Source organism: Kitasatospora sp. NBC_00374, from assembly GCF_041434935.1.
Taxonomy (GTDB): Bacteria; Actinomycetota; Actinomycetes; order Streptomycetales; family Streptomycetaceae; genus Kitasatospora.
In genome coordinates, this window is record NZ_CP107964.1 from 7,642,511 (window position 1) to 7,667,512 (window position 25,002).

2 protein-coding genes are annotated in these 25,002 nt (G+C 74.6%); both read left to right on the plus strand.

The genetic code is table 11. From position 1 onward, the window contains the following. The first annotated feature begins 86 nt into the window (after window positions 1-86). Window positions 87-9,569, plus strand: coding sequence for a type I polyketide synthase (locus OG871_RS33365; protein ID WP_371503491.1), 9,483 nt, complete (start codon window positions 87-89; stop codon window positions 9,567-9,569). A 24-nt stretch (window positions 9,570-9,593) separates the two neighbouring features. Beyond that, a complete protein-coding gene (locus tag OG871_RS33370) occupies window positions 9,594-24,968 on the plus strand; it encodes a type I polyketide synthase (protein WP_371501921.1) in 15,375 nt (5,124 codons plus the stop codon). The last annotated feature ends 34 nt before the right edge of the window (window positions 24,969-25,002 follow it).

Consider the following 25,002-nt stretch of genomic DNA (forward strand, 5'->3'; position numbering starts at 1 on the left):
TCGACCACCCCGAACCCGTACCAGAACCCGTACCCGAACCCGTGCGCGACGAGCGCGATCCACCCGGCACCTCCGAAGGCGGCCCGCTGATGGCAGACGAAAAGAAGCTCCTCGACCACCTCAAGTGGATGACCGCCGAGCTGCGCCGGGCCAACCGCCGGCTGCGCGAGGTCGAGGAGGCGGAGCACGAGCCGATCGCGATCGTCGCGATGAGCTGCCGCCTTCCGGGCGGTGTCCGCTCGCCCGAGGACCTGTGGCAGCTGGTCTCCACCGGCGGTGACGCCATCTCGTCGTTCCCCGCCGACCGCGGCTGGGACGTGGCGGGCCTGTACCACCCGGACCCGGACCACCAGGGCACCTTCTACGCCAGTGGCGGCGGATTCCTGCACGAGGCCGCCGAGTTCGACCCCGAGTTCTTCGGCATCTCGCCGCGCGAGGCGCTGGCCATGGATCCGCAGCAGCGGCTGCTGCTGGAGGCCTCGTGGGAGGTCTTCGAGCGGGCCGGCATCGACCCGTCGGGTCTGCGCGGCAGCCGGACCGGCGTGTACGTCGGCGGTGGCTACCAGGGCTACGGCTCGGAACTGCGCGAGGTGCCCGAGGGCGTCGAGGGACGGTTGCTGACCGGCAACGCGACCAGCCTGCTCTCCGGCCGGATCGCCTACACGCTGGGCCTGGAAGGCCCGGCCGCCACCCTCGACACCGCCTGCTCCTCCTCGCTGGTCGCACTGCACTGGGCCTGCCAGGCGCTGCGCGACGGCGACTGCTCGCAGGCCCTGGTCGGCGGCGTGACCGTGCTGGCGACCCCGGACGTGTTCGTCGAGTTCAGCCGCCAGCGCGGCCTGGCAGCCGACGGCCGCTGCAAGTCCTTCGCGGGCGCGGCGGACGGCACCGGCTGGTCCGAGGGCGTGGCCATGCTGCTGGTCGAGCGGCTGTCGGACGCGCGGCGCAACGGGCACCCGGTACTCGCGGTAGTACGCGGCAGCGCCGTCAACCAGGACGGCGCCTCGAACGGCCTGACGGCCCCCAACGGCCCTGCGCAGCAGCGGGTGATCCGCCAGGCACTGGCCGACGCCAGGCTCTCCGCCGGAGACGTGGACGTGGTGGAGGCGCACGGCACCGGCACCACCCTCGGCGACCCGATCGAGGCGCAGGCCCTGCTCGCCACCTACGGGCAGGACCGCCCGGCCGAACAGCCGCTCTGGCTCGGCTCGTTGAAGTCGAACATCGGCCACACCCAGGCCGCGGCCGGTGTCGCGGGCATCATCAAGATGGTGATGGCGATGCGGCACGGCGTGCTGCCGCAGACCCTGCACGTGGACGAGCCGTCGCCGCACGTCGACTGGACGGCGGGGGCGGTGGAACTCCTGACCGAGCCCCGCCCCTGGCCGCGGACCGGGCAGCCGCGCCGCGCCGCAACCTCCTCCTTCGGCATCAGCGGCACCAACGCGCACACCATCCTGGAGCAGGCCCCGGAGCCCGCCCCGCCGGCCGACGGCGCACCGGCCGAGCCGGACACGGCCGTCGCCGGCGACACCGCCGAGGACCTCCCGGTCGTCCGCAGCGCGGTGGTGCCGTGGCTCCTGTCCGCCCGCACGGCCGAGGCCCTGCCCGTGCAGGCGGCCCGGCTGCTGGCCCACCTGGCCGCCACCCCCGCCGTCGACCCGCTCGACCTCGGCTTCTCGCTCGCCACCACCAGGGCCGCGCTGCCGCACCGCGCCGCCCTGGTGGCCGCCGACACCGAGGACTTCCAGCGTGACCTCCAGGCCCTCGCCGAGGGCGGGCAGGTGCTGCAGGATGCCGTCGCCGACGGTCCGTCCGCCTTCCTGTTCACCGGTCAGGGCAGCCAGCGGGCCGCCATGGGCGAGGAGTTGTACGCCGCCTACCCGGCCTACCGGGCGGCGTTCGACGAGGTCTGCGCGGAGCTGGACCGGTACCTGGAGCGCCCGCTGCGCGAGGCGATCGCGGACGCGGAGCTGGTGAACGAGACGGGCTTCACCCAGCCGGCGCTGTTCGCGCTGGAGGTGGCGCTGTTCCGCCTGCTCGAATCGTGGGGCTTGCGGCCGGACTTCCTGGCCGGGCACTCGATCGGTGAGCTGGCCGCCGCGCACGTCGCCGGGGTGCTGTCCCTCGCGGACGCGGCGAAGCTGGTCGCGGCCCGTGGCCGGCTGATGCAGGCCCTGCCGCGCGGCGGGGCGATGGTCGCGATCCAGGCCGCCGAGGGCGAGGTGCTGCCACTGCTCGTCGGCCGCGGCGACGAGTTGGCCATCGCCGCCGTCAACGGCCCCTCGTCCGTGGTGGTTTCTGGCGATGAGCAGGCGGTGCTGGAGCTGGCCGCCGACTGGGACGCCCAGGGCCGCAAGGCCAAGCGCCTGCCGGTCAGCCACGCGTTCCACTCGCCGCTGATGGACGGCATGCTGGCGGAGTTCCGCGCGGTCGCTGCGCAGCTGACCTTCCACGCGCCGACCGTTCCGATCGTCTCCACCCTCACCGGCGCGCTCGCCACGGCCGAGGAGCTGACCGACCCCGAGTACTGGGTGCGGCACGTCCGCGAGGCCGTCCGCTTCGCCGACGCCGTGCAGAGCCTGGCGGCCCAGGGCGTACGCACCTTCGTCGAGCTCGGCCCGGACGGCGTGCTCTCGGCGCTGGGCCAGGAGTGCACGTCCGACGCGGCGTTCCTCCCGCTGCTGCGCGTGGGGCGCCCCGAGACCGAGGCGCTCACCACCGGGGTGGCCCGCGCTCACCTGCGCGGGCTCGCCGTCGACTGGACGGCGTTCTACGCGGGCCGCGGCGCCCGCCGCGTCGACCTGCCGACGTACGGCTTCCGGCGCGGGCACTACTGGCTGGAGTCGGGCGGCCCGGCCCCGACCGGACTGCCGGCCGACCCGGTCGAAGCCCGCTTCTGGGAGGCCGTGGAGAGCGAGGACCTGGCGGCGCTGGCCGCGACCCTCGGGGTGGAGGACGGCGACCGCCTCGGTGACGCGCTCCCGATGCTTTCGGCGTGGCGGCGCCGGAGCCGTGAGCGGTCGACGGTGGACGGGTGGCGTTACCGGGTGGTGTGGAAGCCGGTTGCGGGTGCGGTGGTGGGTTCGCTGTCGGGTGTGTGGTTGGTGGCGTCGGGGGCCGAGGGCGTGGTCGAGGCGCTGGTGGGTCGTGGTGCCGAGGTGCGGGTGTTCGAGGGTGCTTCGGCCGATCGTGGGGTGCTGGCGGGGGAGTTGCGGGCGGCGGTGGCCGATGGTGCGGTGGTGGCCGGTGTGGTGTCGTCGGTGGCTGTCCCGGGCGCGGTGCTGGCGTTGGTGCAGGCTCTGGGGGATGTGGGGTTCGCGGCTCCGCTGTGGTGTGTGACGCGTGGTGCGGTGTCGGTGGGTGTGGGGGAGCGGCTGGCGGATCCGGCGCAGGCGCAGGTGTGGGGTCTGGGCCGGGTGGTGGCGTTGGAGCATCCGGGGCGTTGGGGTGGTCTGGTCGATCTGCCGGTGGTTGCGGACGAGCGCGTCTTCGCTCGGCTGGTGGATGTGCTGCTGGGTGGTGAGGATCAGGTGGCGGTGCGGGCGTCGGGTGTGTTCGCGCGTCGTCTGGTGCGGGCCGCGCGGGGTGAGGCCGGTGCGTGGTTGCCGTCGGGGACGGTGCTGGTGACGGGTGGGACGGGTGCGTTGGGTGCGGAGGTGTCGCGCTGGCTGGCCCGTGGTGGTGCTGAGCATCTGGTGCTGACCAGCCGTCGTGGCCCGGACGCGCCGGGTGCGGCGGAGCTGCGGGACGAGCTCGCCGCCCTGGGCGTGACCGTGACGGTTGCCGCGTGCGACGTTGCCGACCGGGAGGCGCTCGCCGAGCTGCTCGGTGGCCATGAGCTGTCGGCGGTGTTCCATACGGCGGGTGTGCTGGACGACGGTGTGGTGGAGGGTCTGACGGCCGACCGGCTGGCGGTGGTGGCCCGTCCGAAGGTGGATGCGGCGCGGAACCTGCATGAACTGACGGCTGGTCATGAGCTTTCGGCGTTCGTGCTGTTCTCGTCGATCTCGGGGACGACGGGTAGTGCCGGCCAGGGTAACTACGCGGCGGCCAATGCCTATCTGGACGCGCTTGCGGAGCAGCGTCGTGCGGACGGTCTGCCGGCCACGTCGATCGCGTGGGGTCCGTGGGCCGAGGGTGGGATGGCCGTCGGTGATCGGTTGGCCGAGCGTCTGCGGCGCGGCGGCATGCCCGCCATGGCACCCGGGCTCGCCATGACCGCGCTCCAGCACGCCCTGGAGAACGGCGACACGGCGATCGCCGTCGCCGACATCGCCTGGGACCGGCTGCTCGACGGCGTGACGGAGCCGATCCCGCTGTTCACCGAGATCCCCGAGGCCAGGCGTGCCCTGGCCGGCACGGACGAGTCCGGACCGACCGCCGACCAGCTCGGCCGGCCCGGGCCACTGGCCCAGCGCCTCGCCGGGCTGACCGCCGAGGAACGGTCCGGCCTGCTGGTCGACCTGGTGCGCACCGAGGTGGCCGGCGTGCTCGGCTATGCGGAGCCCCACGCGGTGGACGAGGGCCGCGCCTTCCGCGAGCTGGGCTTCGACTCGCTGACGGCGGTGGAACTGCGTAATCGCCTCAACGCCGTCACCGCGCTGAGCCTGCCCTCCACCCTGGTCTTCGACTACCCGACCGTCACCACGCTGGCCGGCCACCTCGGCACCGAGTTCTTCGGCGGTCCGCACGACACGGAGCACCCGCTCTCTCGGGCGGCCGCCCCCGGCACCGCCGCCACCGACGAGCCGATCGCCATCGTGGCCATGAGCTGCCGCTTCCCCGGCGGGGTGGACACCCCGGAGGACCTGTGGCGGCTGCTGCTCGACGGCGGCGACGCCATCGCCGGCTTCCCCGCCGACCGCGGCTGGGACCTCGCCGCCCTGCGCGGAGACGGACCCGGCCACTCCCGGTCCCACGAGGGCGGATTCCTCCACGCGGCGGGCGAGTTCGACCCGACGTTCTTCGGGATCTCGCCGCGCGAGGCGCTCGCCATGGACCCCCAGCAGCGGCTGCTGCTGGAGACCTCCTGGGAGGCGTTCGAACGGGCCGGCATCGACCCGACGACGCTGCGCGGAAGCCGGACCGGCGTCTTCGTCGGCACCAACGGCCAGGACTACCTGATGCTCGCCGCCAACTCCTCCGACGATCTGGAGAGCCACCTCGCCACCGGCACGGCGGCGAGCGTCGTCTCGGGACGGCTGTCGTACACCTTCGGTCTCGAGGGCCCGGCGGTCACCGTCGACACCGCCTGCTCCTCCTCGCTGGTGGCCCTGCACATGGCCGTCCAGGCGCTGCGGGGCGGCGAGTGCTCGCTCGCGCTGGCCGGCGGTGTCACCGTGATGTCCACGCCGGGGGCGTTCGTCGAGTTCAGCCGACAGGGCGGACTCGCCGCCGACAGCCGCTGCAAGGCGTTCGCCGCCGGCGCGGACGGCACCGCCTGGGGCGAGGGCGTCGGCCTGCTGCTCGTCGAGCGGCTCTCCGACGCCGAGCGCAACGGCCACCAGGTGCTGGCGGTCGTGCGTGGCACCGCCGTCAACCAGGACGGTGCCTCCAACGGCCTGACCGCCCCCAACGGCCCGTCGCAGCAGCGGGTGATCCGCCAGGCGCTGGACGCCGCCCGCCTGACGGCGGACCAGGTGGACGCCGTCGAGGCGCACGGCACCGGCACCACGCTGGGTGACCCGATCGAGGCCCAGGCACTGCTCGCCACGTACGGCCGGGACCGGCGGCAGGACCGCCCGCTCCGGCTGGGCTCGATCAAGTCCAACATCGGCCACACCCAGGCCGCCGCCGGTGTGGCGGGCGTCATCAAGATGGTGCTCGCCATGCGGCACGGTGTGCTGCCCCGCAGCCTGCACATCGACGCACCGTCCACCGAGGTCGACTGGTCGGCCGGCGCCGTCGAGCTGCTGACTCAGAACACGGACTGGCCGGAGACTGGTCACCCGCGCCGGGCCGGCGTCTCCTCCTTCGGCATGAGCGGTACCAACGCACACGTCGTCCTGGAACAGGCCCTGGAGCACGCCGCGGACCAGGAGCAGGAGCCGGCGCAGGCGCCGACCGAGGACCCGGCCACCCGGCCGGTCTGGCCGGTGCCGCTCTCGGCCCGTACCGAGGACGGCCTGCGGGCCCAGGCCGAGCGGCTGCTCCGGGCGGTCGCGCTCGGCGCCGAACCTCGCGACCTCGCGTACTCGCTGGCCACCGGCCGCTCGGCGATGGAGCACCGGGCGGTCGTGGTGGCCGCCGACGAGCAGGGGTTGATGCGGGGTCTACAGGGGTTGGCCGCGGATGCCCCCGATGCGACTGTGGTCCGGGGCTCGGCCACAGGCGGCAAACTCGCCTTCCTCTTCACCGGCCAGGGCAGTCAGCGGCGGGGCATGGGAGCTGAGTTGTACGAGACGTACCCGGTGTTCGCCGAGGCTCTCGACGCGGTCTGCGCGGAGCTGGACGGCCACCTGGACCGTCCGCTGCGCGAGGCGATCGCCGACCGGGACCTGATCGACGAGACCGGATACACCCAGCCCGCGCTGTTCGCGGTCGAGGTCGCGCTGTTCCGCCTGCTGGAGTCCTGGGGCCTGCGCCCCGACGCCCTCGCCGGCCACTCGATCGGTGAGCTGGCCGCCGCGCACGTCGCCGGGGTGCTCTCGCTCGCCGACGCCGCGACGCTGGTCGCCGCTCGCGGACGGCTGATGCAGGCGCTGCCGCGCGGCGGCGCCATGGTGGCCGTGCAGGCCGCCGAGGCCGACGTGCTGCCGCTGCTCACCGAAGGCGTCGGCATCGCCGCCGTCAACGGGCCCACCTCCGTGGTGATCTCGGGCGCCGAGGCCGACGTCCTGGAGATCGCGGAGAAGCTGACCGCCGACGGCCGCAGGACGAAGCGGCTCACCGTCAGCCACGCCTTCCACTCCCCGCTGATGGACAGCATGCTGGAGGAGTTCCGCGCGGTGGCCGAGCAGTTGACGTTCGACGCGCCCCGGATCCCGATCGTCTCCACCCTCACCGGAGCCCCGGTGTCCGAGGAACTGACCGACCCCGGGTACTGGGTGCGGCACGTCCGCGAGGCCGTCCGCTTCGCCGACGCCGTGCAGGCCCTGGAGGCGCAGGGCGTCACCACGTACCTGGAGCTCGGCCCCGACGGGGTGCTGTCGGGAATGGGCCAGGACTGCGCCGCCGAGTCCGCCGTCTTCGTCCCGGCACTGCGCCACGGACGCCCGGAGGCGCAGACCCTGACCACCGCCCTCGCCACCGTCCAGGCACGCGGCGCGGCCGTCGACTGGCCGGCCCACTTCGCCGGCGCCGGCGCCCGCCGGATCGACCTGCCGACCTACGCCTTCCAGCGCACCCGCTACTGGCCCACGCCCGCCGTCGAGACGATCCCCGGCCCGGCCGGTGCGCCGGACGCGGTGGACGCCCGCTTCTGGGAGGTCGTGGAACGCGAGGACCTGGCCGCGCTCACCGGGGAACTGCGACTCGACGCCGGCCAGCCGCTCGGTTCGGCCCTCCCCGCCATCGCCGCCTGGCGCCGGCGCAGCCGCGAGCAGTCCACCGTGGACGGCTGGCGCTACCGGGTCGTCTGGCGCCCGGCACCCGCGCAGTCCGCCCCGGTCACCGGCGGCTGGCTGCTGGTCGCCCCCGCCACGGCCGGGTCGGCCGGCGCCGAGGCGGCCGACCGCACCGCCGAGGTGACCGCCGCGCTCACCCGCGAAGGCGCCGACGTCCGGGTGATCACCTGGACCTCGGGCGACGACGACCGCGCCGCCCTCGCCGCACGGCTGCGCGACGCGGCCGAGGCCGGCCCGCTGGCCGGCGTGCTCTCCCTGCTCGCCCTCGACCCGGCCCCGCACCCCGCCCACCCGGTGCTGCCCGCGGGACTCGCCGCCACCCTGCTGCTCCTGCAGGCCCACGGCGACGCCGGACTCGACGCCCCGCTCTGGTGCGCCACCGCGGGCGCCGTCGCCACCGGTCCCGCCGAGCGGCCCACCGCCCCGGAGCAGGCCCAGGTCTGGGGACTCGGCCGGGTGGCGTCCCTGGAACACCCCGACCGCTGGGGCGGCCTCGTCGACCTGCCCGAGCACCTCGACGCGCACACCGGCCCGCTGCTCGCCGCCGCCCTCGGCGGCGCCGACGGCGAGGACCAGCTCGCCGTACGGGCCACCGGCCTGCACGTCCGCCGGCTGGAGCGTGCCGCGGCACCGGCCGAGGCCACGGCCGCGTCCTGGCGCCCGCGCGGCACCGTGCTCGTCACCGGCGGAACGGGCGCCCTCGGCTCCCGGGTGGCCCGGCTGCTCGCCGGCGAGGGCGCCGAGCACCTGCTGCTCACCGGCCGCCGCGGGCCCGACGCCCCCGGCGCCGCCGAACTGGCCGCCGAACTCGGCGCCCTCGGAGCCCGGGTGACTGTCGCCGCCTGCGACGCCGCCGACCGCGATGCGCTCGCGCGGCTGCTGGACACCGTCCCCGCCGACCTGCCGCTGACCGCCGTCGTGCACGCCGCCGGCGTGGTCACCGACGCCCCGCTCGCCGAGAGCGGACCGGCGACGCTGGCCGTCGTGGTCGCCGCCAAGGCGGCCGGCGCCGCCCACCTGGACGCCCTGCTCGGCGACCGCGAACTCGACGCCTTCGTCACGTTCTCCTCCATCGCCGGGGTCTGGGGCAGCGGCGGTCAGGGCGGCTACGCCGCGGCCAACGCCTACCTCGACGCCCTGGTGGAGGCCCGCCGGGCCCGCGGCCTGGCCGGCACCTCGGTGGCCTGGGGGCCCTGGGCCGAGGCCGGCATGGCCGCCGGCGCGGACGCCGAGGAGCACCTGCACCGCCTGGGCCTGCCGGTGATGGCACCGGACACCGCACTGCTCGGCCTTCGGCGCGCCCTGGCCGCCGACGAGCCCACCGGTGTCGTCGCGGACGTCGACTGGGCGCGCTTCACGCCCTCCTTCACCGCCGCCCGCCCGCGCCCGCTGATCGGTGAACTCGCCGAGGTCCGGGCGGTCCTGGCCGCCGAGCAGCCCGCGGCCACCGACCCGGCCGGTCCGGCCGGGGGCGGTGCCGACGGCACGGGCGGGCCGGCGGCCCGGTTGGCGGGCCTCTCGGCCGCCGACCGCGACCGTGCCCTGCTGGACCTGGTACGCGGCGAGGTCGCCGAGGTGCTCGGCTACCCGGACGCCCAGTCCGTGGAACCCGGCCGCGCCTTCCGGGCGCTCGGCTTCGACTCGCTGACCGCGGTCGAGCTGCGCAACCGGCTCACCCGGGCCGCCGGTCTGCGGCTGCCGGCGAGCGTGGTCTTCGACTACCCCACGCCCGCCGCCCTGGCCGAGCACGTGCGGGACGGCCTCTTCCCGGACGGCGCCCGGGAGACGGCCGTGGACCCGGAGGAGGCGCAGCTGCGGGAGGCGCTCGCCGCCACCCCGTTCGCCCGCTTCCGTGAGGCGGGCCTGCTGGACACCCTGCTCCGGCTCGCCGGTTCCGGTGCGGACAGCCAGATCCCAGGCAGCGACGATGAGTTGGACCTGATCGACACGATGGACGTGGCGAGCCTCATCGACATTGCCCTCGACAGCAACGAAACCTGACACGTCCGAAGTGCGGAGCTCATGATGACCACGCCCAACGAAAAGATCGTTGCAGCGCTGCGGGCCTCCATCAAGGAGGCCGAGCGCCTGCGCCGACAGAACCAGCAGCTGATCGCGGCCTCGAAGGAGCCGATCGCGATCGTCGGGATGAGCTGCCGGTTCCCCGGGGGCGTGGAGTCGCCGGAGGCCCTGTGGCGGCTCGTCGCCGACGCTGGCGACGCCATCTCCGAGTTCCCCACCGACCGCGGCTGGAAGCTCTCCGACCTGTACGACGCGGACCCGGACCGCCAGGGCACGTTCTACGCCCGCGGCGGAGGATTCCTGCACGACGCCGCCCGGTTCGACCCGGCGTTCTTCGAGATCAGCCCGCGCGAGGCGCTGGCCATGGACCCGCAGCAGCGGCTGCTGCTGGAGACCTCCTGGGAGGTCTTCGAGCGGGCGGGCATTGACCCGACCACGCTGCGCGGCAGCCGGGCCGGCGTCTTCGTCGGCGCCTCCACCTCGGGGTACAGCGTCATCGCGGACGACCTGCCGGAAGGCGTCGAGGGCTACCTGCTCACCGGAAACGCGGCGGCCGTGGTCTCCGGCCGCCTCTCCTACACCTTCGGCTTCGAGGGTCCGGCGGTCACCGTCGACACGGCCTGCTCCTCCTCCCTGGTGGCCCTCCACCTGGCGGTGCAGGCGCTGCGCAACGGCGAGTGCTCGCTGGGCCTGGCGGGTGGCGTGACCGTCCTCGCCACCCCCGACGTCTTCGTGGAGTTCAGCCGCCAGCACGGGCTGGCCTCGGACGGCCGGTGCAAGGCGTTCGCCGCCGCGGCGGACGGCACCGGCTGGTCCGAGGGTGTCGGCATGCTGCTCGTGGAGCGGCTGTCGGACGCGCGGCGCAACGGGCACCCGGTGCTGGCGGTGGTGCGCGGCAGCGCCGTCAACCAGGACGGCGCGAGCAACGGCCTGACGGCGCCGAACGGCCCGTCGCAGCAGCGGGTGATCCGCCAGGCACTGGAGAACGCCCGGCTGACGCCCGCCCAGATCGACGCGGTCGAGGCACACGGCACCGGCACCACGCTGGGTGACCCGATCGAGGCGCAGGCCCTGCTCGCGACCTACGGCCAGGAACGGACCGACGACCGGCCGCTCTGGCTCGGCTCGCTCAAGTCCAACCTGGGACACACCCAGGCCGCCGCCGGTGTGGCGGGCATCATGAAGATGGTACTCGCCATGCAGCACGGCGTGCTGCCGAAGACCCTGCACGTGGACGAGCCCTCGCCGCATGTCGAGTGGTCGCAGGGCGCGGTCGAGCTGCTCACGGAGGCCCGTCCGTGGCCGGAGACCGGTGAGCTGCGTCGGGTGGGTGTCTCGGCGTTCGGTGTGAGCGGGACGAACGCCCACACGATCCTGGAGCAGGCCCCCGTGGTCGAGGAACCGGCGCCCGAGATGCCGGTGTCGTTGCCGGTGGTACCGGTGGTGGTGTCGGCGAAGAGTGCGGAGGCCCTGGCGGCGCAGGCTGCGGAGTTGACCGCGCTGGTCGAGGGTGACGAGTCGCTGGGCCTTCTCGACGTGGGCTTCTCGTTGGCGACCGGCCGGGCGGCGTTCGAGCACCGGGCCGGGTTCGCTGCGGCGGATCGTGCGGAGCTGTTGGCGGGTCTGGCGTCGCTGTCGGGTTCGGGGTCGGTGGTGGAGGGGCGTACGGCGTTCCTGTTCACCGGTCAGGGGAGTCAGCGGGTCGGGATGGGCGAGGAGTTGTACGCCTCGTACCCGGCCTACCGGGAGGCGTTCGATGCGGTCTGCCTTGAGCTGGACCGGTATCTGGAGCGTCCGCTGCGTGGGGCGGTCGCTGATGCGGAGTCGGTGAACGAGACCGGGTTCACGCAGCCGGCGCTGTTCGCGTTGGAGGTGGCGCTGTTCCGGCTGCTGGAGTCGTGGGGGCTGACCCCGGATGTGCTGGCGGGTCATTCGATCGGTGAGCTGGCCGCCGCGCATGTCGCGGGCGTGTTCTCGCTGGCCGATGCCGCCGAGCTGGTGGCGGCTCGTGGTCGGTTGATGCAGGCGCTGCCGCGTGGCGGGGCGATGGTGGCCGTGCGGGCGACGGAGGCGGAGGTGCTTCCGCTGCTGACCGAGGGCGTCGGTATCGCCGCCGTCAACGGGCCGACGGCGGTGGTGATTTCTGGCGTCGAGGATGCTGTCCTGGCGGTTGCCGGGCAGCTGGGGGCCGAGGGTCGTAAGATCAAGCGGCTCACCGTCAGCCACGCGTTCCACTCGCCGCTGATGGACGGCATGCTGGACGAATTCCGCGCAGTGGCCGCCCGGTTGACCTTCGAGGCTCCCCGGGTCCCGATCGTCTCCACGCTCACCGGTGCGCTCGCATCCACCGAGCTCGCGGATCCCGAGTACTGGGTGCGGCACGTCCGTGAGGCCGTCCGCTTCGCCGACGCCGTGCAGGCCCTAGCGGCCGACGGTGTACGCACCTTCGTCGAGCTCGGCCCCGACGGGGTGCTGTCCGCGATGGGCCAGGACAGCGCCGCCGAGGCGGTGTTCGTCCCGCTCCTGCGGGCTGGCCGCCCCGAGGCCCGCACGCTCACCACCGCCCTCACCCAGGCTCACGTCCGCGGCCTCGCCGTCGACTGGCAGGCCGTCTTCGCGGGCACCGGCGCCCGCCGCGTCGACCTCCCGACCTACGCCTTCCAGCGTCAGCGCTACTGGCTCGAAGGCAGCGCCTCGGTCGGTGATGTCGCTTCGTTCGGCCTTGCACGGGCGGATCACCCGCTGCTGAGCGCGAGTGCGGATCTGCCGGAGTCGGACGGTGTGGTGTTCACGAGCCGGCTGTCGGTGCAGTCGCACCCGTGGCTGGCGGACCACGCCGTGATGGGCTCGATCCTGTTGCCGGGTACGGCGTTCGTGGAGCTGGCGATCCGGGCCGGTGACCAGGTCGGCTGCGGGCTGCTGGAGGAGCTCACGCTTGCCGCGCCGCTGGTGCTGCCCGAGCGCGGCGGTGTCCAGCTGCGCCTGGTGCTGGCGGGCGTGGACGAGGTGGGCCGTCGGGCGTTGAGTCTGCATTCGCGGTCGGAGGACGCGCCGGTGGAGGAGCCGTGGACGCGGCACGCCACCGGTGTGCTCGCGCCGAGCAGTTCGGCCGCCGTGCCTTCCTTCGACCTGTCCGAGTGGCCGCCGAAGGGTGCGGTCCCGGTGGCGGTCGATGACCTGTACGAGCGGCTTGGCGCGGCCGGGTTCGGCTACGGGCCGGTGTTCCGGGGCCTGCGCGCCGCCTGGCGCCACGACGGCGACACCTATGTGGAGGTGGCGCTCCCGGAGGACGCCAAGGCCTCCGCCGGTTCCTTCGGCCTCCACCCCGCGCTGCTGGACTCGGCGCTGCACGCCGTCGGCATCGGCAACCTGCTCGACGACACCGGGCGCGGCCGCCTGCCGTTCTCGTGGAACGGCGTGACCCTGTTCGCCTCGGGGGCCAGTGTGCTTCGGGCCCGCCTGTCGCGTACCGGTGCGGACGCGATCTCGCTGGGGCTCGCCGACGAGAGCGGCCAGGCCGTGGCCGAGGTCGAATCGCTGGTGCTGCGGGAGGTCTCCGAGGACCAGGTGCGCGGCTCTCGCGGCGGTGCAGCCGAGTCGCTGTACCGGGTGGAGTGGACCGTCCTGCCGGTGTCCGCCGCTCCCGCCGGCCGCTGGGCCGTGCTGGGCGGCGGGGACGGCTTCGCTGCGGAGCGGTACGCGGACCTCGCGGCGCTGGGCGCGGCTGTCGACGCCGGTTCCGACACCCCCGACACGGTGTTCCTGCCCCTCGCGGCTGCTGCCGGGCAGGGCGTTCCGTCGGATGCGCGTTCCGTGCTGCACGGGGTGCTGGACACGGTGCAGGAGTGGCTGGCGGACGAGCGGTTCGCGGCCTCGCGACTCGTACTGGTGACCCGTCGCGCCGCTGGTGCCGACGTTGAGAACCTGGTGCACGCACCCGTCTGGGGCCTGGTGCGCTCCGCGCAGTCCGAGAACCCGGACCGCCTCGTCCTCCTCGACCTGGCGGATGACCAGGAGCCCGACACCGACCTGATCGCCGGCGCCCTCGCCACCGACGAACCGGAACTGGCGTTCCGCGAGGGCGCGGTCCGTGTCCCCCGCCTGGTCAGGGTGGCCACCACCCCCGACGCCGTACCGGTGTTCGGCCCCTCCGGCACGGTCCTGGTGACCGGCGCCTCGGGCATGCTGGGCACTCTGGTGGCCCGTCATCTGGTCGCTGAGCACGGGGTGCGCAGTCTGCTGCTGGTCTCGCGTCGTGGTGCGGACGCGCCGGGTGCGGCCGAGCTGGTCGCGGAGCTTTCCGAGAGCGGCGCGTCGGTGACGGTCGCCGCCTGCGACGTGGCCGACCGCGAGGCCCTGGCGGTCCTCCTGGCCGAGCACGAGCTGTCCGGCGTCGTCCACACGGCCGGCGTCCTGGACGACGGCATCGTTGCCTCGCTCACCCCCGACCGCCTCGACACCGTGCTGCGTCCCAAGGTCGACGCGGCCTTCCACCTGCACGAGCTGACCGCCGGTCACCCGCTGACCGCCTTCCTGCTCTTCTCCTCGGCCGCCGGCACCTTCGGCGGGCCAGGCCAGGGCAACTACGCCGCCGCGAACGTCTTCCTGGACGCCCTGGCCACCCGGCGCCGCGCCGCCGGACTGCCTGCCACCTCGCTCGCCTGGGGCCTGTGGGCCGACGGCGCGGGCATGGCCGGCAGCCTGGACAGCGGCGACGTCGACCGGATGGCCCGCTCGGGCGTCGAGGGCCTGGCCGCGGCGGAGGGGTTGGCCCTGTTCGACCTCGCCGCCACCGCGGATGCCGCGACCCTGGTCCCGATGCGGCTGGACCTCGCCGCCGTCCGGCGCGACGCCTCCCGCGGGGTGATCCCGCTGCTGCGGGGTCTGGTCCGGGTGCCGACCAGGCGGGCCGCGCGAGCCGGGTCCTCGGTGGGCGGCTCCGAGCTGGTCACCCGCCTGCTCGCCCAGCCCGCCGCCGACCGCGAGCAGACCCTGCTCGACCTGGTCCGCGCCCGCGTCGCCTCCGTTCTCGGCTACGCCGACGCGGACGCGGTGGATGCGGGCCGGGCGTTCAAGGAGCTGGGCTTCGACTCGCTCACGGCCGTCGAGCTGCGCAACGAGCTCAACGGCGCGACGGGCCTGCGCCTGCCCGCGACGCTCGTCTTCGACTACCCCACCCCCGGCGCCCTCGCCGCCTTCCTGCTGGCCGATCTGGTCGGGGAGGCACCGGAGGCCGCCGTCGCGGTCCGGACCGCGAGCGCCACCGACGAGCCGATCGCGATCGTCGGGATGGCCTGCCGCTTCCCGGGCGGCATCGGCTCGCCGGAGGACCTGTGGCGGCTGGTGTCGGAGGGACGGGACGCGGTGTCCGGCTTCCCGTCGGGCCGCGGCTGGGATCTGGAGAACCTGTATCACCCCGACCCGGACCACCAGGGCACCTCGTACGCCCGCGAGGGCGGCTTCCTGCACGACGCGGGGCTGTTCGATCCGGCGTTCTTCGGGATCTCGCCGCGTGAGGCGCTGTCGATGGACCCGCAGCAGCGGCTGCTGCTGGAGACCTCCTGGGAGGCGTTCGAGCGGGCGGGCATCGACCCGGCGACGCTGCGCGGGAGCAAGACCGGCGTCTTCGCGGGCGTGATGTACCACGACTACCTCAGCGGCCTCGGTGAACTGCCCGACGGCGTGGAGGGGTACCTGGGGACCGGCAACTCCGGCAGCATCGCCTCCGGACGCGTCGCCTACACCTTCGGCCTCGAAGGTCCGGCCGTCACCGTCGACACCGCGTGTTCCTCTTCCCTGGTCGCCCTGCACCTCGCCGTTCAGGCGCTGCGCAGCGGCGAGTGCACCATGGCGCTGGCCGGCGGTGTCACCGTGATGGGCACCCCCGAGACCTTCGTCGACTTCAGCCGTCAGCGCGGCCTCTCGCCCGACGGGCGGTGCAAGTCCTTCGCGGCCGCCGCCGACGGCACCGGCTGGGGCGAGGGCGTCGGCCTGCTGCTGGTCGAGCGGCTCTCCGACGCCGAGCGCAACGGCCACCGGGTGCTGGCGGTGGTGCGCGGCAGCGCCGTCAACCAGGACGGTGCGTCCAACGGCCTCACCGCGCCCAACGGCCCCGCACAGCAGCGCGTCATCCGCCAGGCCCTCGCGGGCGCCGGGCTGACGGCCGACGAGGTCGACGCCGTCGAGGCACACGGCACCGGCACCACCCTCGGCGACCCGATCGAGGCGCAGGCCCTGCTCGCCACCTACGGTCAGGCCCACAGCGACGAACAGCCGCTCTGGCTGGGCTCGGTGAAGTCGAACCTCGGCCACACCCAGGCCGCGGCCGGTGCGGCGGGCATCATCAAGATGGTGATGGCGATGCGGCACGGTGTGCTGCCGCAGACCCTGCACGTGGACGAGCCCTCGTCGAACGTCGACTGGACGGCCGGCGCCGTCTCGCTGCTCACCGAGGCCCGCCCCTGGCCGGAGACCGGGCGGCCCCGCCGCGCGGCGGTCTCGTCCTTCGGTATCAGCGGCACCAACGCCCACACCATCATCGAGCAGGCGCCCGCCGCCGTCCGGACGCGGCAGCGGCCGTCCCGGACGCAGCCGGCCCCCGTGCTGCCCTGGCTGCTGTCGGCCCGGAGCGAGGACGCGCTGCGCGCGCAGGCCGACCGCCTGCTGACCGCGGTCGAGCAGGCCGAGGAGGTCGAACTGACCGACTTCGCCTACACCTTGGCGACCGGCCGGGCCGCTCTGGAGTGCCGCGCCTCGGTGGTCGGCGAGTGCCGCGAGGACGTCCTGCGCGCGCTGCGCGCACTGGCGGCGGGCGCGCAGTCCACCGGTCTGGTCCGGGGCGCGACCGCCCCCGGCCGCACCGCCGTCCTGTTCACCGGTCAGGGCAGCCAGCGGGCCGGGATGGGTGAGGAGTTGTACGCCGCCCACCCGGCCTACCGGGCGGCCTTCGACGAGGTCTGCGCGGAGCTGGACCGCCACCTCGACCGCCCGCTGCGCGAGGCGATCGCGGACGCGGAACTGGTCGACGAGACGGCGTTCACCCAGCCAGCGCTGTTCGCCGTCGAGGTCGCGCTGTTCCGCCTGCTCGAATCCTGGGGGGTGCGGCCGGACTTCCTGGCCGGGCACTCGATCGGTGAGCTGGCCGCCGCGCACGTCGCGGGGGTGCTGTCCCTCGCGGATGCGGCGAAGCTGGTCGCGGCCCGTGGCCGGCTGATGCAGGCCCTGCCACGCGGTGGAGCCATGGTGGCCGTCCAGGCCACCGAGGCCGAGATGCTGCCGCTGCTCACGGACGGCGTCGGCATCGCCGCCGTCAACGGCCCCGAGGCGGTGGTGATCTCGGGCGACGAGCCGGGTGTGCTGGACATCGCCGCACTGTTCGAGGTGGACGGCCGCAAGACCAAGCGGCTGACCGTGAGCCACGCGTTCCACTCGCCGCTGATGGACGGCATGCTGGCGGAGTTCCGCGGGGTCGCCGAGCAGGTGGCGTTCAACGCCCCGCGCATCCCGGTGGTCTCCACCCTGACCGGCGCGCTCGCCACGGCCGAGGAGCTGACCGACCCCGAGTACTGGGTGCGGCACGTCCGCGAGGCCGTCCGCTTCGCCGACGCCGTGCGGAGCCTGGCGGCTCAGGGCGTACGCACCTTCGTCGAGCTCGGCCCGGACGGCGTCCTGTCCGCCATGGGCCAGGAGAGCGCGAGCGCCGAGGCCGCGTTCGTCCCGGTGCTGCGCGCGGGCCGGCCGGAGGCCCGGTCGCTGGCGACCGCCCTGGCGCAGACCCACGTCCGCGGCCTGTCCGCCGACTGGTCGGCCGTCTTCGCCGGGCACGACCCCCGGCAGGTGGACCTGCCGACGTACGCGTTCCAGCACGCTTGGTACTGGCTGGAGTCCGCCGCACCCCAGCCCGGTTCGGCCGGCGCCGACGACCCGGCGGGCGCGCAGTTCTGGGAGGTCGTCGAGCGCGAGGACAGCGCGGCCCTGGCGGCGGCCCTGGAGATCGAGGACGACGACCAGCTGAGCGCCCTCCTGCCGAAGCTCTCGGCGTGGCGGCGCCGGAGCCGTGAGCTGTCGACGGTGGACGGGTGGCGTTACCGGGTGGTGTGGAAGCCGGTTGCGGGTGCGGCGGTTGGTTCGCTGTCGGGTGTGTGGTTGGTGGCGTCGGGGGCCGAGGGCGTGGTCGAGGCGCTGGTGGGTCGTGGTGCCGAGGTGCGGGTGTTCGAGGGTGCTTCGGCCGATCGTGGGGTGCTGGCGGGGGAGTTGCGGGCGGCGGTGGCCGATGGTGCGGTGGTGGCCGGTGTGGTGTCGTCGGTGGCTGTCCCGGGCGCGGTGCTGGCGTTGGTGCAGGCTCTGGGGGATGTGGAGTTCGCGGCTCCGCTGTGGTGTGTGACGCGTGGTGCGGTGTCGGTGGGTGTGGGGGAGCGGCTGGCGGATCCGGCGCAGGCGCAGGTGTGGGGTCTGGGCCGGGTGGTGGCGTTGGAGCATCCGGGGCGTTGGGGTGGTCTGGTCGATCTGCCGGTGGTTGCGGACGAGCGCGTCTTCGCTCGGCTGGCGGATGTGCTGCTGGGTGGTGAGGATCAGGTGGCGGTGCGGGCGTCGGGTGTGTTCGCGCGTCGTCTGGTGCGGGCCGCGCGGGGTGAGGCCGGTGCGTGGTCGCCGTCGGGGACGGTGTTGGTGACGGGTGGGACGGGTGCGTTGGGTGCGGAGGTGTCGCGCTGGCTGGCCCGTGGTGGTGCTGAGCATCTGGTGCTGACCAGCCGTCGTGGCCCGGACGCGCCGGGTGCGGCGGAGCTGCGGGACGAGCTCGCCGCCCTGGGCGTGACCGTGACGATTGCCGCGTGCGACGTTGCCGACCGGGAGGCGCTCGCCGAGCTGCTCGGTGGCCATGAGCTGTCGGCGGTGTTCCATACGGCGGGTGTGCTGGACGACGGTGTGGTGGAGGGTCTGACGGCCGACCGGCTGGCGGTGGTGGCCCGTCCGAAGGTGGATGCGGCGCGGAACCTGCATGAACTGACGGCCGGTCATGAGCTTTCGGCGTTCGTGCTGTTCTCGTCGATCTCGGGGACGACGGGTAGTGCCGGCCAGGGCAACTACGCGGCGGCCAATGCCTATCTGGACGCGCTTGCGGAGCAGCGTCGTGCGGACGGTCTGCCGGCCACGTCGATCGCGTGGGGGCCGTGGGCCGAGGGTGGGATGGCCGTCGGTGATCAGTTGGCCGAGCGTCTGCGGCGCGGCGGCATGCCCGCCATGGCACCCGAACTGGGCCTGGCCTTCCTGCGGCGTGAGCTCGCCGCGGGCGGGGACGAGTCGCCGGCCGTGGTCGCCGCTGACGTCGACTGGGAGCTGTTCGCACTCGCGTTCACCGCGGCCCGCCCCAGCCGGCTGTTCGACGCGCTGCCCGAGGCCCGGCAGGCCCTCGACCTCGCCGGCGAGGGCCGGGCGGACGGTGCCGGCTCCTCGCTCACCGAGCGGCTCGCAGGGCTGCCGGCGGAGCAACGCGAGGCCGCGCTGCTCGACCTGGTGCGTGGCCACGTCGCGGGTGTCCTCGGCTACGCGGACCCGACGGGAGTGGAGGTCGGCAAGGCGTTCCGTGAGCTCGGCTTCGACTCCCTGACCGCCGTGGAGTTCCGCAACCTGCTGGGCGCCGCCACCGGGCTGCCCCTGCCCGCGACCGTGGTCTTCGACTACCCCTCGGTCCGTGCCCTGGCCGACCACCTCCGGGACGAACTCCTCGGCGCCGCAGGCGAGGAGCCGGCGGCCGCCACCGCCGGCCCGGCCGCCACCGCCGACGACCCCATCGCCATCGTCGCGATGAGCTGCCGCTTCCCCGGTGGGGTCGACACCCCGGAGGACCTCTGGCGGCTGCTGTCCACCGGCGGCGACGCCATCGCCGGCTTCCCCACCGACCGCGGCTGGGACCTGGAAGCCCTTCAGGACACCGAGGCGGCATACTCCTCGGCCACTCACGACGGTGGATTCCTCTACAACGCAAGCGAGTTCGACCCGACGTTCTTCGGCATCTCGCCGCGCGAGGCGCTCGCCATGGACCCGCAGCAGCGGCTGCTGCTGGAGACCTCCTGGGAGGCGTTCGAACGGGCCGGCATCAACCCCGAGGAACTGCGCGGCAGCCGGACGGGCGTCTTCGTCGGCACCAACGGCCAGGACTACTTGCGGCTGGCGATCGAGTCCTCGGAGGAGATCGGCGGGTTCCTCGGTACCGGGAACGCGGCCAGTGTGGTCTCCGGCCGCCTCTCGTACACGTTCGGCCTGGAGGGACCGGCCGTCACGGTCGACACCGCCTGCTCCTCCTCGCTGGTGGCCCTGCACATGGCCGTCCAGGCGCTGCGCGGCGGCGAGTGCGAACTGGCCCTGGCCGGCGGCGTGACGGTGATGTCCTCGCCCGGCGCGTTCATCTCCTTCAGCCAGCAGGGCGGACTTGCCGAGGACGGGCGCTGCAAGGCGTTCGCCGCCGGGGCGGACGGCACCGGCTGGGGCGAGGGCGTCGGGCTGCTGCTGGTCGAGCGGCTGTCGGACGCGCGACGCAACGGGCACCGGGTGCTGGCGGTGGTGCGGGGTTCGGCGATCAACCAGGACGGTGCGTCCAACGGCCTCACCGCGCCCAACGGCCCCGCACAGCAGCGCGTCATCCGGCAGGCCCTGGCCGTCGCCGGGCTGACGGCCGACCAGGTGGACGCCGTGGAGGCGCACGGCACGGGCACCAGGCTCGGTGACCCGATCGAGGCGCAGGCCCTGCTCGCCACGTACGGCCAGGCCCACACCGGGGAACAGCCGCTCTGGCTGGGCTCGATCAAGTCGAACATCGGACACACCCAGGCTGCGGCCGGTGTCGCCGGTGTGATCAAGATGGTGCTCGCGATGGAACACGGGGTGCTGCCGCAGACCCTTCACGTCGACGCGCCCTCGCCGCACGTGGACTGGTCGGCGGGCGCCGTCGAGCTGCTGACGGAGAACCGGCCCTGGCCGGAGACCGGCCGCCCTCGCCGGGCCGGCGTCTCCTCCTTCGGCATGAGCGGAACCAACGCGCACACCATCCTGGAGTACCCGGTGGTGCCGGCCGAGGCCGGCACCGAGGCGCTCCCGCCGGCGGTCGGTCCGGTACCGCTCGTGCTGTCCGGCCGCAGCGAGCGCGCGGTACGCGGCCAGGCCGCCCGACTCGGTGCCCACCTCGCGGATCGGCCGGAGGCGTCCCTGGCGGACGTCGGCCATTCGTTGGTGGTGTCGCGGGCCGGTTTCGAGCACCGGGCGGTGGTGGTGGGGGGTGACCGTGCCGCTGCGGTGGCGGGGTTGGAGGCGCTGGCGGGTGATCTGCCGGGCGCGGGTGTGGTGCAGGGTGTGGCGGGTTCTGCGGGGAAGGTGGCGTTCGTCTTCCCGGGTCAGGGTTCGCAGTGGGCGGCGATGGCGGTGGAGCTGCTGGAGTCGTCGCCGGTGTTCGCGGTGCGGATGGCGGAGTGCGGTGCGGCGTTGGGGCCGTTCGCGGACGGCTGGTCGCTGCTGGACGTGGTCCGTGGTGAGGGCGGTGACGCCTGGATGGACCGGGTCGACGTGGTGCAGCCGGTGCTGTGGGCGGTGATGGTGTCCCTGGCGGAGGTGTGGCGGGCGGCCGGTGTCGAGCCGGGCGCGGTCGTGGGTCACTCGCAGGGTGAGATCGCTGCCGCTGTGGTGGCGGGCGCGCTCTCCGTCGAGGACGGTGCCCGGGTGGTGGCGCTTCGCAGTCGGGCGATCGCCGGTGGGCTGGCGGGTCTGGGTGGCATGGTGTCGGTCGCGTTGCCGGTGGAGGGGGTGCGTGAGCGTCTCTCGGTCTGGGGTGAGGAGCGGATCTCGGTGGCGGCCGTGAACGGCCCGTCGTCGGTGGTCGTGTCCGGTGAACCGGCGGCGCTGGAGGAGTTGTTGGCGTCCTGCGAGGCGGACGGTGTCCGTGCCCGCCGGATCCCGGTGGACTACGCCTCGCACTCCGCGCAGGTGGAGTCGATCCGTGCCGAGCTGCTCGAACTGCTCGCTGACGTACGCCCGCGGGCGGGCTCGGTGCCCGTGTTCTCGACGGTCACCGGTGAACTCACCGACGGCTCCGGCATGGACGCCGAGTACTGGTACACCAACCTCCGCACGACCGTCCGTTTCGCCGAGGCGGTGGACACCCTCCTCGCGGACGGCTTCGGCACGTTCGTCGAGGTCAGCGCCCACCCCGTGCTGGCGATGGCGGTGCAGGACGCCGCCGAGGCGGCCGGCCGCGAGGTGGCGGCCTTCGGGACGCTGCGCCGGCACGACGGCGGTCTGGAGCGGCTGTTCGCGTCGTTCGCGGAGGCGTGGGTGCGCGGGCTGGGGGTGGACTGGCAGGGGCTGCTGGCCGATCGTGGCGCGCGGACGGTGGAGCTGCCGACCTACGCCTTCCAGCGCGACCGGTACTGGGTCGAGCCCGCCGCGGGCGTCGTCGCGGACGTGGCCTCGGCCGGGCTCGCCTCCGCCGAGCACCCGCTGCTCGGCGCCGCGGTCGAACTGCCCGACTCGGGCGGCTTCCTCTTCACCGGCCTGCTGTCGTTCCGCACGCACCCCTGGCTCGCCGAGCACGCGGTCGGCGACACGGTCCTGCTGCCGGGCACCGCCTTCGTCGAGCTGGCCGTTCGGGCGGGTGACCAGGTCGGCTGCGCCCTGGTCGAGGAGCTGACCCTGGAGGTGCCGCTGGTGCTGGCCGAGGCCGGCGGGATCCAGGTGCAGCTGGTGGTCGGTGGGCCCGACGCCGACGGCCGTCGGTCCCTCACCCTGTACGGACGTCCCGCGGACGAGGGTGAGGACGAGGTCGGCCGGCCGTGGACCCGGCACGCGAGCGGTCTGCTGGCGGTCGCCGCGGCCGAGGCCCGGCCGTTCGACGCGGTCTGGCCCCCGGCCGGTGCCGTCGAGGTGCCGACGGCGGGTCACTACGAGCAGCTGGCGTCGGCCGGTCTGACGTACGGCCCGGCCTTCCAGGGTCTGGAGCGGGTCTGGCGGTCCGGGGACGAGGTCTACGCCGAGGTCGCGCTGCCCGAGCAGCTGCGCACCGAGGCGGGCGCCTACGGCCTCCACCCGGCACTGCTCGATGCGGGCCTCCAGGCGCTGGGCCTGGCCGCCCGTGCGGAGACCGACGGCTCACCCGACGCACCTGGTTCACCTGACGCACCCGACCAGCCCGCGGGCCGCCGCCCGTTCGTCTGGAACGGCTTCGTGCTCCACGCCGCCGGCGCGGGCGCGCTGCGGCTTCGGCTGGCACCGGTCGGCCCGGATGCGGTGGCGCTGTCCGTCGCCGACGCCACCGGTGCGCCGGTGGCCTCCGTCGACTCGCTCGTCCTGCGCGCCGTCTCGGCCGCGCCGAGCGGGCCGGCCGGCCACCACGACTCGCTCTACCGGGTGGACTGGACGGTCCTGCCGGTGTCCGCCCCGGCCGAGGACGTGCCGGGTGCCGGTGCGGCGGGCGGCTGGGCCGTGCTGGGCGCGGACGACTTCAAGGTCGGCCCGGCGCTGGAGCGCTCCGGCCTGTCCGTCGACTCGTACGCGGATCTGGCGGACCTGCTGGCCGCCGTCGAGGCGGGACGCCCCGTCCCGGGCACCGTCCTGGCGGCGTGCCCGACGGAGAGCGCGGGCACCGGCCTGATCGGCGACGTCCACGCCACCACCCACCGGGCGTTCGGCCTGGTCCGGGGTTGGCTGGCCGACGACCGGCTCGCCACCGCCAGGCTCGTCCTGCTCACCGGCGGCGCGGTCGTGGTGGGCGACGCGGACGCACCGGGGCAGTCCCTCGCGCAGGCACCCGTCTGGGGCCTGGTGCGGGCGGCCCAGGCGGAGCACGCCGACCGACTGGTCCTGGTGGACCTGGACGACCACGAGGGGTCCCGCCGCCTGCTGCCGGCCGTCCTGGCCGCGGGCGAGGACGAGTACGCGCTGCGCGCCGGCACCGTCCGGGTACCCCGGCTGGCCCGGGTCGCCCGGAGCACCGGCGCCACCCCGGCGCCCCGCGCGCTCGACCCCGAGGGCACGGTGCTGCTCACCGGCGCCACCGGCGGCCTCGGCGCGCTGGTCGCCCGGCACCTGGTGACCGAGTACGGCGTGCGGCGCCTGCTGCTCACCAGCCGCCGCGGCCCGGACGCCGAGGGCGCGGACGAACTCGTGCGCACCCTCACCGGCCTCGGCGCGCAGGCCGACCTGGTCGCCTGCGACGTGGCGGACCGCGAGGCACTGGCCGCCGTCCTGGCGGCCGTCCCGGCCGAGCATCCGCTGACGGCCGTCGTGCACACCGCCGCCGTCCTCGACGACGGCGTGATCGGGCAGCTCACCACCGAGCGGATCGACCGGGTGCTGCGCCCCAAGGTGGACGCGGCGGTCCATCTGCACGAGCTCACCGCCCACCTGGACCTGGCGGCCTTCGTCCTCTTCTCGGCGGCCGCCGGCACCCTCGGCGGCGCGGGTCTGGCCAACTACGGTGCGGCCAACGTCTTCCAGGACGCGCTGGCCCGTCACCGCCACGCCCAGGGCCTGCCCGCGGTGTCGCTGGTCTGGGGCCTGTGGGCCGAGGAACGCGGCATGGCCGGGCGGTTGACCGAGGTCGACATCGCCAGGTCGGCGCGCGGCGGCGTCCTGCCGATGACCGCCGAACAGGGGCTGACACTCCTGGACGCCGCGCTGACCGTGCCCGACGAGCCGGTGCTGGTACCGATCCGGCTGGAGCTGGGTGCGCTGCGCGCCCTGGCCGTCACCCCCGGAGCCCTGCCGACGCTCTTCCACGGCCTGGTCCGCGTGCCGGTCCGCCGTACGGCCGCCCGGGCCGGCACCGCCGGGGCGGGGGCGGGCGACGCGTCCGGTTCGCTGGCCGAGCGGCTCGCCGGGCTGGCCCCGGCCGAGCAGGGCCGCCTGCTGCTGGACCTGGTGCGCAGTCACGTGACGGCCGTGCTCGGTTACACCTCGGCCGACCTGGTCGGGGCCGGCCAGGCGTTCCGCGAGCTGGGCTTCGACTCGCTGACCGCCGTCGAGCTGCGCAACCGCCTGGGAGCCGCCACCGGTCTGCGGCTCTCCGCGACCCTGGTGTTCGACTACCCGACACCCGCGCTGCTCGCCGAGCAGTTGCGCGCCGAGCTCGTCCCCGAGGGGGAGGCCCGGGCCCCGCGGCTGCTGGAGGACCTCGACCGCCTGGAGGCCGCGCTCGCCTCGCTGGCCCTGGACGAGGTGTCCGCTCTCGTCCCCGACGACGCGGCGCACGGCCGGATCGCCGGCCGTCTGCAGAGTCTGCTCGCCGCCTGGAACGACGTCAGGACCCCGGGCGGCGGCGCCACGGCGGTCATCGACGAGGCCTCCGACGACGAGATCTTCGACTACATCGACAAGAAGTTCGGCCGGGGCTGAGCGCACATGCACCTCTCCGACCTCCGCGGGACCT